This window comes from Lentibacillus populi (genome assembly GCA_014642895.1).
Taxonomy (GTDB): domain Bacteria; phylum Bacillota; class Bacilli; order Bacillales; family Amphibacillaceae; genus Lentibacillus_C; species Lentibacillus_C populi.
In genome coordinates, this window is the sequence record BMJD01000066.1 from 1 (window position 1) to 15,807 (window position 15,807).

Annotated in this window: 12 protein-coding genes, 1 riboswitch and 1 other annotated feature; of the genes, 6 read left to right on the top strand and 6 right to left on the bottom strand. The window is 41.2% G+C overall.

Going from position 1 to position 15,807, the window contains the following annotated elements; genetic code table 11:
• Positions 1-349 precede the first annotated feature (349 nt).
• Positions 350-1,945, bottom strand: coding sequence for a phosphoenolpyruvate carboxykinase (ATP) (pckA, locus tag IEX12_RS21595; RefSeq protein ID WP_088053151.1), 1,596 nt, complete (start codon positions 1,943-1,945; stop codon positions 350-352).
• Positions 1,946-2,134: 189 nt separating this feature from the next.
• A riboswitch (SAM riboswitch) is annotated at positions 2,135-2,241 on the top strand.
• A 116-nt stretch (positions 2,242-2,357) separates the two neighbouring features.
• Between pckA and metK the strand changes: the two genes are divergently transcribed.
• Entirely contained in the window at positions 2,358-3,557 is a 1,200-nt protein-coding gene (gene metK / locus IEX12_RS21600; RefSeq protein WP_088053152.1) for a methionine adenosyltransferase, read from the top strand.
• Positions 3,558-3,717: 160 nt separating this feature from the next.
• Positions 3,718-5,634, top strand: a complete 1,917-nt coding sequence (gene asnB / locus IEX12_RS21605) for an asparagine synthase (glutamine-hydrolyzing) (RefSeq protein ID WP_088053153.1) — start codon at positions 3,718-3,720, stop codon at positions 5,632-5,634.
• A gap of 241 nt (positions 5,635-5,875) precedes the next feature.
• On the opposite strand, the gene IEX12_RS21610 is transcribed toward asnB, so the two are convergent.
• On the bottom strand, positions 5,876-6,739 hold the full coding sequence (locus IEX12_RS21610; protein WP_235000485.1) for a C39 family peptidase: 864 nt from the start codon (positions 6,737-6,739) through the stop codon (positions 5,876-5,878).
• Positions 6,740-6,867: 128 nt separating this feature from the next.
• A complete protein-coding gene (locus IEX12_RS21615; RefSeq protein WP_102415022.1) occupies positions 6,868-7,395 on the bottom strand; it encodes a gamma carbonic anhydrase in 528 nt (175 codons plus the stop codon).
• A 106-nt stretch (positions 7,396-7,501) separates the two neighbouring features.
• Between IEX12_RS21615 and IEX12_RS21620 the strand changes: the two genes are divergently transcribed.
• Entirely contained in the window at positions 7,502-8,563 is a 1,062-nt protein-coding gene (locus tag IEX12_RS21620) for a tetraprenyl-beta-curcumene synthase family protein (protein ID WP_284732536.1), read from the top strand.
• Positions 8,564-8,607: 44 nt separating this feature from the next.
• Here IEX12_RS21620 and mnmM read toward each other — a convergent pair whose 3' ends face one another.
• Positions 8,608-9,168, bottom strand: a complete 561-nt coding sequence (mnmM, locus tag IEX12_RS21625) for a tRNA 5-(aminomethyl)-2-thiouridylate-methyltransferase MnmM (protein WP_102415023.1) — start codon at positions 9,166-9,168, stop codon at positions 8,608-8,610.
• Positions 9,169-9,252: 84 nt separating this feature from the next.
• On the opposite strand from mnmM, the gene IEX12_RS21630 reads away from it, so the two are divergent.
• Both IEX12_RS21630 and leuS read left to right on the top strand, forming a co-directional pair.
• Positions 9,253-9,786 (top strand): ATP-binding cassette domain-containing protein, encoded by a 534-nt coding sequence (locus IEX12_RS21630; RefSeq protein ID WP_188725890.1) that lies wholly within the window; start codon positions 9,253-9,255, stop codon positions 9,784-9,786.
• Between the two features lie 57 nt (positions 9,787-9,843).
• Positions 9,844-10,061: a binding site (T-box leader), on the top strand.
• Between the two features lie 71 nt (positions 10,062-10,132).
• Positions 10,133-12,547: a leucine--tRNA ligase gene (gene leuS, locus IEX12_RS21635; RefSeq protein ID WP_102415025.1), complete on the top strand. Its 2,415-nt coding sequence runs from the start codon at positions 10,133-10,135 to the stop codon at positions 12,545-12,547.
• 73 nt (positions 12,548-12,620) lie between these two features.
• Here leuS and IEX12_RS21640 read toward each other — a convergent pair whose 3' ends face one another.
• Both IEX12_RS21640 and IEX12_RS21645 read right to left on the bottom strand, forming a co-directional pair.
• The gene (locus tag IEX12_RS21640) at positions 12,621-13,736 is read right to left on the bottom strand and encodes an NAD(P)/FAD-dependent oxidoreductase (RefSeq protein ID WP_188725891.1); all 1,116 of its coding nucleotides are present in this window, start codon (positions 13,734-13,736) and stop codon (positions 12,621-12,623) included.
• Between the two features lie 585 nt (positions 13,737-14,321).
• Entirely contained in the window at positions 14,322-15,083 is a 762-nt protein-coding gene (locus tag IEX12_RS21645) for a YybI family spore inner coat protein (protein ID WP_088053159.1), read from the bottom strand.
• Between the two features lie 101 nt (positions 15,084-15,184).
• Between IEX12_RS21645 and IEX12_RS21650 the strand changes: the two genes are divergently transcribed.
• On the top strand, positions 15,185-15,511 hold the full coding sequence (locus tag IEX12_RS21650) for a rhodanese-like domain-containing protein (RefSeq protein ID WP_308778265.1): 327 nt from the start codon (positions 15,185-15,187) through the stop codon (positions 15,509-15,511).
• Positions 15,512-15,807 lie beyond the last annotated feature (296 nt).

A 15,807-nucleotide genomic window follows, 5' to 3' on the forward strand; every position in this document is an offset into this window, starting at 1 on the left:
GAAGGTGAGACTGAATATTCTTTATAATTGATAAATGTAAATAAGTTACAAATCAAAATGGTTGACTAGATCTTTTATTTTTTATGCAACGCTAGTGTAAATTTATATACTTTCTTAGCTGATAAAAAAAACCGACCTCCATTAAGAGATCGGCAGTCAGGATCATCTGACAATTCGCTTTTCATTCATACAAACTGGGGCAACTAACCAATGCCGCCAGTTTTTCCTTCCATATAAAAATCCATTTAGGATGAGGAAACATGTTAACTGATCAAAGATTAATCAGATGTGTTCAAAAAAACCGCTTATCATTGGTGACTTTTTGAACATCATCCGTTTATAACGAAAATTATTGTTCAGGTTTATACAATGGCCCTGCCTGAACAATTTGCTCACTTGCTTTAGTGAATTTCCTGAAGTTATCATGAAATTTTAGCGCAAGCGCTTTTGCTGCATCATCATAGGCTGATTTATCAGTCCATGTATTTCGTGGTATGAGCACCTCGTCGGGAACACCGGGTACGTGCATTGGAATTTCCAAGCCAAAGATGTCTTCTTTGACTGTCTCAACAGTATTTAATTCACCTTCTAATGCGGAATGAACCATTGCTCTCGTGTAGGAAAGTTTTATACGATTGCCTACACCATATGAACCACCCGTCCAGCCTGTATTCACCAGGAACACATTGGAATTGAACTGGTCGATTTTCTCCCCCAGCATTTCGGCGTAGGTTGACGGTGCTAAAGGCAAAAACGGTGAGCCAAAGCATGCTGAGAACGTTGCCTGTGGTTCGGTTACACCACGCTCTGTACCTGCCAGCTTACTCGTGTATCCACTTAAAAAATGATACATCGCCTGCTCTTTCGTTAGTTTGCTGATTGGTGGCAGTGTGCCTGATGCATCAGCAGTTAAAAAGATAATGGTATTTGGATGGCCAGCGACACTAGGTGTAACGATGTTATCGATATTTTCCAGCGGATATGCTGCCCGGGTATTTTCAGTTAATATCGTGTCGTCATAGTCCGGCAGCCGTGATTCTTCATCAATGATGACATTTTCCAGGACGGAGCCAAACCGGATTGCATTAAAAATTTGTGGTTCCTTTTCATAGGAAAGGTTGATACATTTCGCATAACAGCCGCCTTCAATATTAAAGACGCCATTTGGGCTCCAGCCGTGTTCGTCATCGCCAATTAGCCGGCGATATGGATCAGCAGACAGTGTCGTTTTACCTGTCCCGGACAGGCCAAAGAATAACGCGACGTCACCTTCCTGACCAACGTTTGCCGAGCAATGCATGGATAAAATATCCTTTTGCGGCAGCAAATAATTCATAACCGAGAAAATCGATTTTTTGATTTCTCCGGCATATTCCGTTCCGCCGATTAAGATGATCCGGCGCTTGAAGGAAACGAGAATGAACGTTTCCGAGTTTGTTCCATCGACTGCTGGATCTGCTTTATATGTTGGTGCAGAGACCACTGTAAATTCGGCTTTATGTGTTTTAAGCTCTTCATCTGACGGTGTAATAAATAATTGTCTGGCGAACAAGTTGTGCCATGCATATTCGTTAATAACCTGAATCGGCAGGCGATGCTTTTTATCTGCTCCGGCAAACCCCTTAAAAGAATATAATTCGTTCTTATCTTTCAAAAAGGCCACAACTTTTTCGTATAGCCGGTCAAATTTATCTTCATCAATTGCCTGGTTCACAAGACCCCAGTCGATAAATTGTTCACAAATGTCATCCTTTACGATAAACTTATCTTTAGGTGAACGTCCAGTATATTTTCCGGTAGTTGCCTGGATAGCACCGGTTGCCGTTAATATCCCTTCATTTCTGGCCAATATTTTTTCTACAAGACATGGTACCGATAAGTTGTGCTGGATGTTCCCTTGTGCTAAAAGTTCATCTGCCAATGTTGATCGTTCCATCGATTTCATATATGATACCTTCCTTTTTGATGGATTTTTATCGTCCTATATACGTTTTACTGCGAATCTGGTTATTAGTATAACACATTTATTTAATTAGTCCATACTAATTTAATGTTTTATTTAAAATGTTATGCAATGGCTGTGAAAAGTTGACAGAAGGGAGGGATTTCGGGTAGGATATAGTCTGAACGGACTCTCTTATTCAGAGCTGGTGGAGGGACAGGCCCGATGAAGCCCGGCAACCATCACAATAGTGAAAAGGTGCTAATCTGATGCAAGGATATTTCCTTGAACAATAAGAGCGAAAGGCCACAACTCCTTTCCTCATGCATGCAGGAAAGGCTTTTTTGTTTTTAAAGGAATATTTACTGAAATATATAGAGTTCCGTACCACGATTTAAAGGGAGAGATTTGGCCTATGGCTGCAAATCGTCGTTTATTTACATCTGAATCGGTAACAGAGGGCCATCCAGATAAAATTTGTGACCAGATTTCAGATGCGATTTTGGATGAAATTTTAACGAAAGACCCGAATGCCCGTGTTGCCTGTGAGACTACAGTGACTACAGGATTAGTATTGGTTTCAGGAGAGATTTCTACTAGTACCTATGTAGATATTCCCGCCATTGTTAGACAAACCATTAAAGATATTGGCTATACAAGGGCAAAATTCGGATTTGATGCAGAAACATGTGCCGTGCTTACGGCAATTGATGAACAATCACCGGACATTGCTGGTGGGGTAGATACTGCATTGGAAGCACGTCAAGGAAAAATGTCAGATGAAGAGATTGCTGCAATCGGTGCAGGGGATCAGGGCTTAATGTTTGGCTTTGCTTGTGATGAAACGGAGGAATTAATGCCATTGCCGATAGCGTTAGCACATAAATTGGCAAAACGATTGGCAGATGTCCGGAAAGATAAAACACTTGCATACCTAAGACCTGATGGGAAAACCCAGGTAACAGTCGAATATGATGAACAGGATAACCCGGTAAAGGTGGATACGGTTGTTATTTCTACGCAGCATCATCAGGATATCTCAACCGAACAGATTGAAAAAGATTTGATTGAGCATGTTATTCGTCCAATTGTACCTGTGAATTTATTAGATGAAACAACCAAGTATTTTATCAACCCGACCGGCCGCTTTGTTATTGGTGGGCCACAAGGGGATGCCGGATTAACGGGTCGGAAAATTATTGTCGACACGTATGGCGGCTATGCCCGGCATGGCGGAGGCGCATTCAGCGGAAAAGATGCAACAAAGGTAGATCGTTCAGCAGCATATGCCGCTCGTTACGTGGCGAAAAATATTGTAGCTGCAGGACTTGCTAAAACGTGTGAAGTACAGCTTGCCTATGCGATCGGTGTTGCTGAACCGGTATCGATAGCGATTAACACATTTGATACCGGAATTGTCAGCGAAGAAAAGCTGGTGGCAGCGGTCCGGGAATTGTTCGATTTGCGTCCGGCAGGCATCATCCGCATGCTTGATTTGCAACGACCAATTTTCAAAAATACCGCCGCATACGGACATTTTGGCAGAACCGACATCTTATTTCCGTGGGAGAGAACGGATAAGGTTGAAGAATTGAAGGCATTAGTGAAGAAATAATTTCAAATTGAAAATAGATCACGTCTTCTGATTAAAGGGAGGACGTGATTTTTAATAATTTTTGATATTATTTGAGGGCTCTTTCCATATCGAAATAAACAATCATTTATGGTATACTCGGGAAAGGTACTATTACGAATCTTGAGAGTGAGGCTAGAGCATGTGTGGATTTATTGGGATGATCCGCAATCATCCGAGTATGCCTAATGAAGAGACAATACATGTATTTGAACAGCAAAACAATATTATCACCCACAGAGGGCCGGATGATGAAGGTTATTTTCACGATGAATATGTATCATTTGGGTTTAGACGTTTAAGTATTATTGATATAGAAAGCGGCCAACAGCCATTGAGCTATGATGATGAAAAAATATGGCTTATTTTTAATGGTGAAATTTATAATTATGTAGAACTGCGTGAGGATTTAATAAAAGAAGGGTATTCCTTTGCAACAGAGTCAGATACTGAAGTAATTGCCGCATTATTTGCTAAACATAAAGAACAGGCGTTTACTTATTTGCGAGGTATGTTTTCTATTTTGGTATGGGATAAGGAAAACGAAACATTATATGGTGCGCGTGACCCGTTTGGTATTAAGCCATTGTTTTACCGGGAAACAGAAGAGGGTACTATTTTTGCCTCGGAGAAAAAAAGTATTTCGTTAATGATGGAAAAAGAAGAAGTAAGTGATGAAGCATTACAGCACTATTTAAGCTTCCAATTTGTACCGGAGCCATTAACGATGACGACGGGGATTAAAAAGGTGGAGCCCGGCCATTATTTCGTGAAAAAGCCTGGTCAAGCTCTTTCCTTTACCCGCTACTGGCATGCGACATTTAATCCCGTTTTGATGGACAAACAGGATTGGATCAAGCGTATTCAAGACGTGATGTATGATTCCGTAAATGTTCATATGCGAAGCGATGTGCCAGTTGGATCGTTTTTATCGGGTGGGATTGATTCAACCTTGATCGTTGCGATGGCAAGGGAATTCAATCCAACCATTAAGACGTTCTCGGTCGGATTTGAACGGGAAGGCTTTTCCGAAGTTGATGTTGCCAAAGAAACAGCGGAAAAATTAAATGTGGAAAATATCTCTTATATTATTTCACCTGAGGAATACGTGGATAAGCTCCCAAAAATTATGTGGCATATGGATGATCCACTGGCAGATCCGGCATGTGTACCGCTGTATTTTGTCGCTAGAGAAGCCCGGAAACATGTAACAGTTGTTTTATCTGGTGAAGGATCGGATGAATTATTCGGTGGCTATAACATTTATCGGGAACCAGAATCTTTGAAGCTGTTCGAATCCATTCCAAGGCCTGCAAAAAATCTGCTGGCTAGAGTAGCAGACGTGTTGCCAGAAGGGGTGAGAGGAAAGAGCTTCCTGGAACGTGGGACAACACCGCTTCGCGAGCGTTATATTGGCAATGCGAAAATGTTTGAGGATGAAGAAAAACGGCAAATTTTACAGCATTATAATGAAAATCTGTCCTATCGGGAGATCACTGGGAAACTTTTTGACAATGTAGCAAATTATCCATTAGTTAACCAAATGCAGTACGTTGATATTCATACCTGGATGCGCGGAGATATTTTACTGAAGGCGGACCGGACAACAATGGCAAATTCACTTGAGCTGCGTGTCCCGTTTTTAGATAAAGAAGTATTCCGTGTCGCCAGTGAAATACCAGTTGATCTAAAAATTGCCAACGGAACAACAAAGAGTCTTTTGCGTGAAGCATCGCGTGGAATTGTTCCAGATCATGTGCTTGACCGTAAAAAGCTTGGATTCCCTGTACCAATTCGCCATTGGCTGAAGAACGAATTAAATGGCTGGGCAAAACAGCTGATCCATGAAAGCGAGACAGATCATTTGCTCTATAAATCTTTTATTCTTGAATTGCTTGAGGCACATTGCCAAGGCAGGGGAGACTACAGCAGGAAGATTTGGACCGTGTTAATGTTCATGCTGTGGCATCAGATTTTTGTGGAAAATAAATTTGATATTGCTGAATTGAGCAAACCCGATTTTGTAGTGGAACCTGTTATAGGGGAAAAACAATTCTAAACGAGTGGGAACTTTGTCGGATGGGTAGAAATACTATCGGAATCGGAAATATTATCCAAAATGAGTAAAATACTATCCGAAAATGCAAAATACTATCCAAAATCGGGTAAATACTATCCGAAAATACAAAATACTATCGGAAACAGGTCAAATACTATCCAAACGACTAGAAATACTATCAGAATCGGAAATACTACCAAAAACAGGTAAAATATCCAAGAGTAAAAAGCAGGCGATTACGCTATAATATCGTAATCGCCTGCTTTCCCATTTGGATCCATGCAGCTTTAAATTCCTCAATCGGAGCTTTTTTATTGCGCTTTAATGGATCATTGAAATAGATATAGTCCTGGTCATAGCCGGTTATCAGTACCGAGTGTTCCCGCATTGTTACGTTGACTGGACCGTCTTTCGTTTGCCAGGTAATAAATTGATTCTTAGGCAGTTTTTTATAGGCGGCGTTGATAATAACCCAGATAGGACGGTCGTGATTTAATTGGTTGATAATTTCAGTAAAATCCTGCCCGGAAAAATCAAGCACCCGTTCCCCGGCATAATCCATGGCAAGTTCCGTTACCGGTTTGTGGTATACGCCAAGCCCCGGTGTGGAAAATGAATACATATCACCGACGAACCCTTCATTCGGATTACCGAAATGAATCCCTTCTTCCGTCTTTTTATATGGCGTTGGGTCACGCTTTACCCGTTTTGCTAATTCCAGCTTGTCTACATGAATGTCATGGTAGGCCAAGAGCATTGCCAGGCTTGTAACTTCACAGCCGCGCGGTAATTCAGGCAGCTGGCCAATTAACGGTGCTTTTAACCGTACGGATTCCTTCACTTGCCCCTGTTCATTTGATGTCATTGCTTCTGCAGGCTCTATCAGTTTCAGATCGTTTTGCGTGGGCAACAGGTTTTTCACCGAAGCAACTAGTACAGATTTATGTTCATTTACGTACATAGAACCAATAGTAATCGAGGTTATGGTAAAGAGAACGCCATAAAATATAAAGGAATTGCTGATCCATTTCCTCGATATTTTACTACCTGCTACAATGAAATAAATCGCTATGATTCCAGAAAGAAAGAATAGTGTAATGTGCAATTTGGACACTCCAATAATAAAAAACTAACATATTATATATCGGTATTAATTAAGAACCATAAAGCGGCTTGCAGTTCAGCGGTTTCCAAACTAGAAACAGTAAACTGGCTGACGAATGGAACAACCATCTATAATTCAATACCTGTATCTGTATGCTGTTTATAGTATTGCCCTTTTTCCACATATGATTTCCGGACACGTTCCATTTCCGCATAATCTTTTTCTGTCAGTTCCCGAACTACCTTGGCGGGTCTGCCTAATGCCAAGGTGTTTGGGGGTATTTTTTTACCAGGAGGAACAAGGCTTCCAGCACCAATAAAAGCATTTTCGCCAACCTCTGCACCGTCCAAAATAATGGATCCCATGCCGATTAACGCATTTTTACGTATCGTCGCACCATGCAATGTTACCTGGTGACCGACTGTTACATCATCTTCCACAATAGCAGGGTTATCCGGGCTTTGGTGAACCATGGTTAAATCCTGGATGCTGACTCGCTTGCCGATCCGGGTCGGAGCCACATCTCCACGGATTACAGTGCCGAACCAAATGCTTGATTGTTCGCCGATTGTCACATCGCCAATTACAGTTGCATCCTTTGCAATAAATACGGATTTATCAATTTTGGGTAAAATATTTTTATAGTGGCTAATCATGTTATAAACCTCCAAAGTTGAAACTGGGTAAAAAATGTGATGATATAGGTAGTATAGCAAATTTTTCTAAATCTATGGTGTCTAGAATTTGAACGGAGGAAGAAAGTTGGGGAGACATGTACCAGAAACTGCAGTAACCTTGATGCTGACCGTCTACCGTAAAATATTCCCGGCGGTAAAACAAGAATTAGCTTATTGGACGGAAAGGGCACAGCAAATTCCAAATAAAGAGTTGCGTGCGCAGGCACTGGCGAGCATTGCTTCGAAACGATTTCATTGCCAGGGCGGGTCCGTTTATGCGCTGCTTGCACATAAAAGGTGGCGGGAAGCGGCACGATTTATTGTTTCGTATCAAACGATTAGCGATTACCTGGATAATTTGTGTGACCGCAGTACTTCTATGGATCCAGCAGATTTTCGCCTGTTGCATAAAGCAATGGAAGATGCGCTGACCCCGGGGAAGACGATAAAAAATTATTATGCATTAAGGGATGAGCAGGAAGATGGCGGGTATTTAGCCGACCTTGTTCGTACGTGTCAGCAGATTATACAACAATTGGCTGGGTATTCGGTTATTCAACATGAAGTGCTGGAACTAGAGCGATTGTATAGTGATTTGCAGGTCCATAAGCATGTCGCCCTTGAGGAACGGATTCCCCGCTTAATTAACTGGTATGAAAAGGAAAATAGTTGTGATTCGTTAAGCTGGTATGAATTTTCCGCAGCAGCTGGTTCAACACTCGGCATATTCTGTTTGGTTTCTTATTCACTTGGTGGACAGTCAGCGCCGGAGTTAACCAAGTGGGTTTACACTAGTTATTTTCCAAACATGCAAGCCCTGCATATTTTGCTGGATTATTATATTGATCAGCAGGAAGATGAACAGGAAGGGGATTTGAATTTTTGCAGCTACTATTCGAGCCGTGAAAAAATGAAAGAACGCTTTATTTATTTTATTAAAGAAACAGATAAACATGTTCAGTCTTTGCCAGATCGGAAGTTTCATCAACTTGTCCATCATGGATTAGTTGGGCTCTACTTAGCAGATCCAAAGGTGAAAAACTTGGATGGCGGAGAAAAGATGACGAAAGTTTTGTTGCAGGAAAGCGGAGGGAAAGCAGCATTTTTTCATTGGAACACGAAAATGTATCACCGGCTATTTGGTTAGAACGATTTAAAGCAATTGATCGATGCTTTAAATCGTTTTTACGGTTATTTTTTCTCGATCGCAATTATAAATGGCGGATTATTGATCTGGTTGATAAAGCCGTATTGCAGCGCGTTAAATTTTTGCTGATCAAGTTGTTTAACGTATTGTAAAACAGCTTCTTTTTCCTGTACTCCGCCCTTATGTCCATGGTAAATGACCAGGACTATGACGCCATTGTTTTTCAAAAGTTCCAGTATGGTCTCCACAGCTATAATTGTTGATTCTCCGTGTGTTATAATTGATTTATCCCCACCCGGCAAATACCCTAAATTGAATATTGCACCTCCGATTCGATCGACCTCATTTAAATATACTGCTACATTTTCATGGCTATCATGGATAATCCGAGTATTCTCTATATGTTGTTCTGTTAACTTCATTCTTACAGCTTCAATTGCCTTAGCCTGTATATCAAAAGCCAATACATGTCCATTTTCTCCCACCAGATTACTGAGAAATACTGTATCATGTCCGTTTCCGGCAGTAGCATCAATAACGATATCTCCCGGTTGCACCGATTCACGTAATAGTTGGTGGGAAAAAGCAATAATATTTTTGATCATAAATTTTCATTCCTTTAAAAATTTAGTATGAACGGTTATTTTAGCATAAAAGTTATCTTTTAAGATGTTTTGGAAGGCAAGGTTTTGGTTGGCGGTCAACAAGTAAATCGGCAAGTCAGCGACAAGGTTAGTTATCTGACTGACCAGGATTATTTTTATCCTTTTTTTACGATTGAGGAATTGATCCGTTATTACCAAACGCAATTCATTGATTTTGATCAGCAAAAGGCATTGGAAATTGCCGCATGTATGAAATTGGAGATAAAGCGGAAAATAAAACATTTGTCAAAGGGAAATAGAGGACGGGTGAAAATGATGGTGACACTTGCACGGAATGCGCCATATATTGTGTTAGATGAACCCTTTTCCGGACTGGATCCCATGGTTCGTAAGGCGATTATTACTGGAATGATTCAGTTTGTGGATTTAGGCAGACAGACGCTTATCATTTCAACCCATGAACTAAAGGAAGTGGAACCAATCCTTGATGATGTCGTATTATTAAAACATGGGACAGTAATTGCACAAAGTTGTGTTGAGCAAATTCGGGAAAAACACGGAATAGATACAGTGGAATGGATGGAAAAAATATATGATACAGCTGAAATGAATCGTTAATTTGCCCGTACTCTTGACAAAACAAGATAGATTGCTTAAAATTCCATATAATAACGAAAAATGACGTTGCAAAGGAGTAGTAATAGAATATTTCAGGTTTAGCGAGGCAGTGGCTGGTGAAAACTGTTCCTGAATGTTTTATGAACTCGCCTTTAAGTTGCAGGAATGAAACGAGTAGTTCCTGCCGTATAATCCGCGTTAAGGGTCAAAGTGAACGCATCAATTCGGCGTTAATTTGGGTGGTACCGCGGGAAATAAGGCTTCTCGTCCCTGCTATAGGGATGAGTGGCTTTTTTTAATGTTTATGTATTGGGGGGATCGATCCCCGCGAAAAGGAGGAAGAAGGATGAGTTTTAATCATCGGGAAATTGAAAAGAGATGGCAGGCTTATTGGCTGGACAATAAAACGTTTAAGACAAATACGTATTCCAATAAAGATAAGGTTTATGTATTGGATATGTTTCCATACCCATCAGGTGCTGGACTGCATGTCGGGCATCCGGAAGGCTACACAGCGACGGATATTTTGTCCCGAATGAAACGGATGCAAGGATACGAAGTGCTGCATCCAATGGGCTGGGATGCATTTGGATTGCCTGCTGAACAATATGCGCTGGATACTGGAAACAGTCCTGCTGCGTTTACCGAACAAAATATCAATACCTTTCGCCGGCAAATTCAAGAATTGGGCTTTTCCTATGATTGGGACCGGGAAATCAATACGACCGATCCACACTACTACAAATGGACGCAATGGATTTTTACCAAGCTTTATGAAAAAGGTTTGGCTTATATGGATGAGGTGGCTGTAAACTGGTGCCCAGCGCTTGGAACGGTTTTGGCCAATGAAGAAGTTATCGATGGAAAAAGCGAGCGTGGGGGACATCCGGTTGTTCGGAAACCGATGCGACAGTGGATGTTAAAAATTACAGCCTACGCGGACAGATTGCTTGATGATTTGGAAGAGCTTGACTGGTCAGAAAGCATTAAAGACATGCAACGAAATTGGATTGGCCGATCAGAAGGTGCCGAAGTAACCTTCCAGGTTGATGGACATGATGATGAAATTACGGTGTTCACAACTCGACCTGACACCCTTTTTGGTGCAACGTATGCGGTATTAGCGCCAGAACATCCATTGGTAAAAAAAATTGTTACGGATGAACAACAAGCCGCGGTCAACAAATATCTCGAAGAAGTACAAACAAAATCTGACTTGGAGCGGACAGACTTAGCTAAAGATAAAACAGGTGTCTTTACCGGAGCATTTGTCGTCAACCCTGTAAACAATGAAAAAATGCCTGTCTGGATTGCGGATTATGTATTAATGTCATATGGAACAGGTTCGATTATGGCTGTACCAGCACATGATGAGCGAGATTATGAATTTGCAACCAAATTTGAACTGCCAATTGTGGAAGTGGTTGCGGGTGGCGATGTTACCAAGGAAGCCTATACCGGTGATGGAGAACACGTAAATTCTGCTTTTCTAAATGGGCTTGACAAAGAGACAGCTATTGCAAAAATGATTGAGTGGCTGGAGGCGAATGATTGTGGTACGAAAAAAATAACGTACCGTTTACGTGATTGGCTTTTCTCCAGACAGCGCTATTGGGGTGAGCCGATTCCGGTTATTCATTGGGAAGACGGTACGATGAGTACGGTTCCAGAAGAAGAGCTTCCGCTTGAGCTGCCGGAAATGACAGAAATTAAACCTTCGGGAACAGGGGAATCCCCTCTTTCGACTAGTGATTGGGTCAATGTAGTCGATCCAAAGACAGGAATGAAGGGACGCCGGGAAACAAATACCATGCCGCAATGGGCAGGAAGCTGCTGGTATTTCTTACGCTTTGTTGATCCGAAAAACTCCGATAAACTTGCTGAGCCGGAAGCATTACAAGAATGGCTGCCTGTTGATGTATACATTGGCGGTGCAGAACATGCTGTATTACACCTTTTGTACGCCCGTTTCTGGCATAAATTTTTGTATGATATTGGTGTCGTACCAACAAAAGAGCCGTTTATGAAATTGTTTAACCAAGGCATGATTCTTGGAGAAGGCAACGAAAAAATGAGTAAATCAAAGGGAAATGTCGTGAATCCCGATGATATTATAAATTCTCACGGGGCTGATACGCTCAGGCTTTATGAAATGTTCATGGGACCACTTGATGCAGCAGTTGCCTGGTCAACTAACGGGTTGGACGGTGCCCGACGGTTTCTCGATCGTGTTTGGCGTTTAATTGTCAATGAAGATGGAACACTGTCCGGAAAAATAACGGATCGTACCGAAGAATCTTCGTTGGATAAGGTATATCATGAAACGGTTAAAAAGGTTACCGAGGATTTTGAAAACCTGCATTTTAATACAGGAATTTCACAGATGATGGTATTTGTGAATGAAGGATATAAAGCTGCGGAGCTTCCAAAGGAATATGTCAAAGGGTTTGTGAAATTACTGTCTCCTGTTGCACCACATCTGTGTGAGGAGCTGTGGAGAAAACTTGGACATACGGGTACAATCAGTTACGAAGGATGGCCAATGTATGACGAAGCAAAATTGGTAGAAGATGAGATTGAAGTTGTGCTGCAGGTAATGGGCAAAGTACGCTCAAAAATGAATGTAGCCAAAGATATTTCCAAGGATGATTTGGAAAAACAAGCACTTGAGGATGAAAAGATTCGGGAATGGCTGGAAGGAAAAACAGTGAGAAAGGTTATTGTTGTTCCAGGGAAATTGGTTAATATTGTTGCGAATTGATTGCTAAACGTTATCGCTATAAGCAAAAAAGGATCTCCTTCTGAAAACGGCTGGAGATCCTTTTACTTAAATTTTAAATAAGCGCACCCGCAATATCGTAATCTGCAATATTAATCTGCATTGGATAACCTAGTGCCAGGTTAGCCAATTCAGTGCCAATGAAAGGCCCCATTGTTAGTCCTGAAGCACCCAGACCATTTGCCAGCAGCAGACCTTCATATCCCGGCAACTTACCGATGACAGGAAGGAATCCTGGTGTAAACGGCCGGAAACCTACTCTTGTCTCTAATATCGTCGCGTCACATAATCCTGGAGCAACCTGAATTGCTTTTGTTAAAATTTCATTGATTCCACCTGCTGTAACACGATAGTCCAATCCAGTATTGTTCTCATGTGTCGCACCTACAACAATTCGATTATCATTAAAAGGTACAAGATATTGATCGTTTGGCGGGATAACAACAGGCCGATTTATCGATTCAAAACTGGCAACCTGCAAATGCATAATTTGTGCTTTTTGTGATGTGACAGCAAATTGCATGTCCAATGGTTGGAGTAATTCGTTCATCCAGACCCCATTTGCGGCAATCGTCATATCAGCAGGAAACGTTTCGCCATTGACTTTAACTCCGGTTACGTATTTTTCCTTATGAACCAGTTTTGCATCACCATAAATTATTTTTGCCCCATGCTTTTTTGCCCCATTAAGCAATGCTTCTTTTAGTTGACGACCATTCACCCGGGCTGCCCCGCTAACATGAACAGACTTGTAGCCATCTTCCAGAAGAGGAAACATCGCTTTTGTTTGAGATGCATCAAGCAGGCTGATTTCGCCGATTTCCGGAGCATCTTCCCGTCGTTTCAGTGCTCGCTTTTTCATTGCAGTTACCTTATCTTCGTCATTATGGATACTAATCGCACCAACACGGTCATAACCTGTTTCTTTTTCTCCGTCATCGGCTAGTTGCGCGATCAGATTGGGATAAATCCGTGCCCCGCCTTTTGCTAGCCTGTACCATGCCTTATTCCTGCGCTGCGAAAGCCAAGGACACACAATTCCTGCGGCAGCATCTGTCGCTTGCCCCTTGTCATTACGATCAATCAGCCTCACTTCAGAACCAGCTTTGGCAAGCTGATATGCTGTTGCAGCACCTAAAATTCCGCCGCCGATAATAGTAAACTTTTTCATAAAAATTCCTTCTTTTTTATTTTTCTTCTGTATATGCGTGTTCAAAAAGTCGCCGAATTCGGTCTTGAAGGTCGAGGCGGCGTAACTCCCGGAGCCGGGCTTGCACAGGACGTGCTGACTTCTGCTGTTGGCGATTATCTTGGGCGGTTTTAGCAGAAGAACCCCTTGTCGCAAACGAAGAGATTCGCCGCTTATCATTTGGTGACTTTTTGAACATCCTCTATATATAATATAAAAAAGAACAGACGTATTGTACAGCAATCAAAAAAAGTCGGCATGATTAGTTTGCCGACTTTTTTAAAAGCCTATATAGTTTACACGCGTTTACGGGCCTGTAATTTCCCCACCTCTAAGCGTGAGTAAATCAAAAACAGGAAGGTGGGGGATAAACAGCCCGTAAAGGGTCGATTTTAGGAACAAAGACTAAGAACACCACGTCCTTTGGTGACGTCTTTGTGGTGTTGGCCTCAACTAATCTTCGGTGAGGAGAAAGGGCATGCTAAAACCGTCACGTCCGCATGCTTTTCCTGCACTAGCACGTCCTGTGCGTGGGTAAACCCGACTGAATGAAGTTTCATTTTACGTTTAATTTGAAGCATTCCATTCCTGATTTAGCTTTATCCATTTTCCTTTCTCAAAATACCAAAAAGCTTCGATTGTCCCTAATTTATCCTGGTGGTTTGCCCCGCTAACCTGTTGGTAACTTTTTAACCCATACCCTTTGCTTTTACTGATGAATGCTGGTTCGAAAAATGTAATAGGGGCAATCAACAGTTTTGTTTCCTTGAGAAGTTTACCATCCCTGTCATAAATCCCCTGGTGAATATGTTTTGTTTTTCGTTCCTTCATGTCAATTATTATTGGTTTTTTGCTTGGATCTATCGTTAATGCTGCCTTAAAATTATTTTTAAATTTCCCGGTAATTGTATAAGATTCGGGTATTGCCAGTTTTGTAAGCTTTTCATTTTTTAATGTGTTGAATTGATAGCTATATAAGTCGCTGGTTTCATTGGTGGCACTTTGAAAAAGTACATCATTAATTCCATCGTGATTTAAATCTATAAACTGGAGTGTCGGCTTGTATCCGCCTTCATATACGATTTTCCACTGCTTCGTTTGTGGACCTTTAATATCTGCCCACAAGTTATGGAAATAACTGCTGTCCTGACTAAAGCGAATTCCTTTTAATTGGATTTCTTCCTTTTGGCCATCTCCGGTTACATCCTCGTGATAGGTTGCAACTAGGATAGTTTTATGATTGTTTGTATCTTCAACTGCTGCTACCGTTAATATAGGTACCAAGATGAAAAATGTAAAAATTAGCGGGAATAAAATAAACTGTTTCATGATTTGTCTCCATTCATCGGTAGTAAGAATACACTTATTGTGTGTTACTCGCTTGCATGTTATTCATGTGATACGTATGATGAATATAGGAATAATCTTTTTTGGAAAGGATAGAAATGATGGATAATATTAATGAAATGACACCACATGAATTAGAAGAGTTAATGAAAGAAGATAAAAATATTGTTGTGATCGATGTGCGAGAAGATGAGGAAGTAGCACAAGGAATGATTGCAGATGCAAGGCATATTCCATTACAGGATATTCCGCAATCAATCGACACCTTGGATAAAGAAAAACATTATGTTATGGTCTGCCGGTCTGGAAGAAGAAGTTTGAATGCTGCTGCTTATTTGAACGAGCGCGGTTTCCGTGTCTCAAGCATGACTGGAGGTATGTTGAACTGGGATGGAGAAGTAATTTTGTAACGATTACTGCGTACAGGGTTTAATTTTATATTTTGCGGGAAAATAAGTATTGACTTTTATCTTTTGGGGGAGTAATATATATTTTGCTGTTACAAAAGCGGCGGTAAAATGAAGAGAATAATGATGATTTTTGGGTTGTTGACAATTATCATCGGAAGTGATATAATCTTTATGCTGTCGGAAATAAACAGCGAAATATTTTGCTCTTTGAAAACTGAACAAAACAACCAGTATGTGAACGGATGTCAGAGGTCAGAAGCCGGAGGTCAGATTCCGATGAAGTGCTTTTGACACTG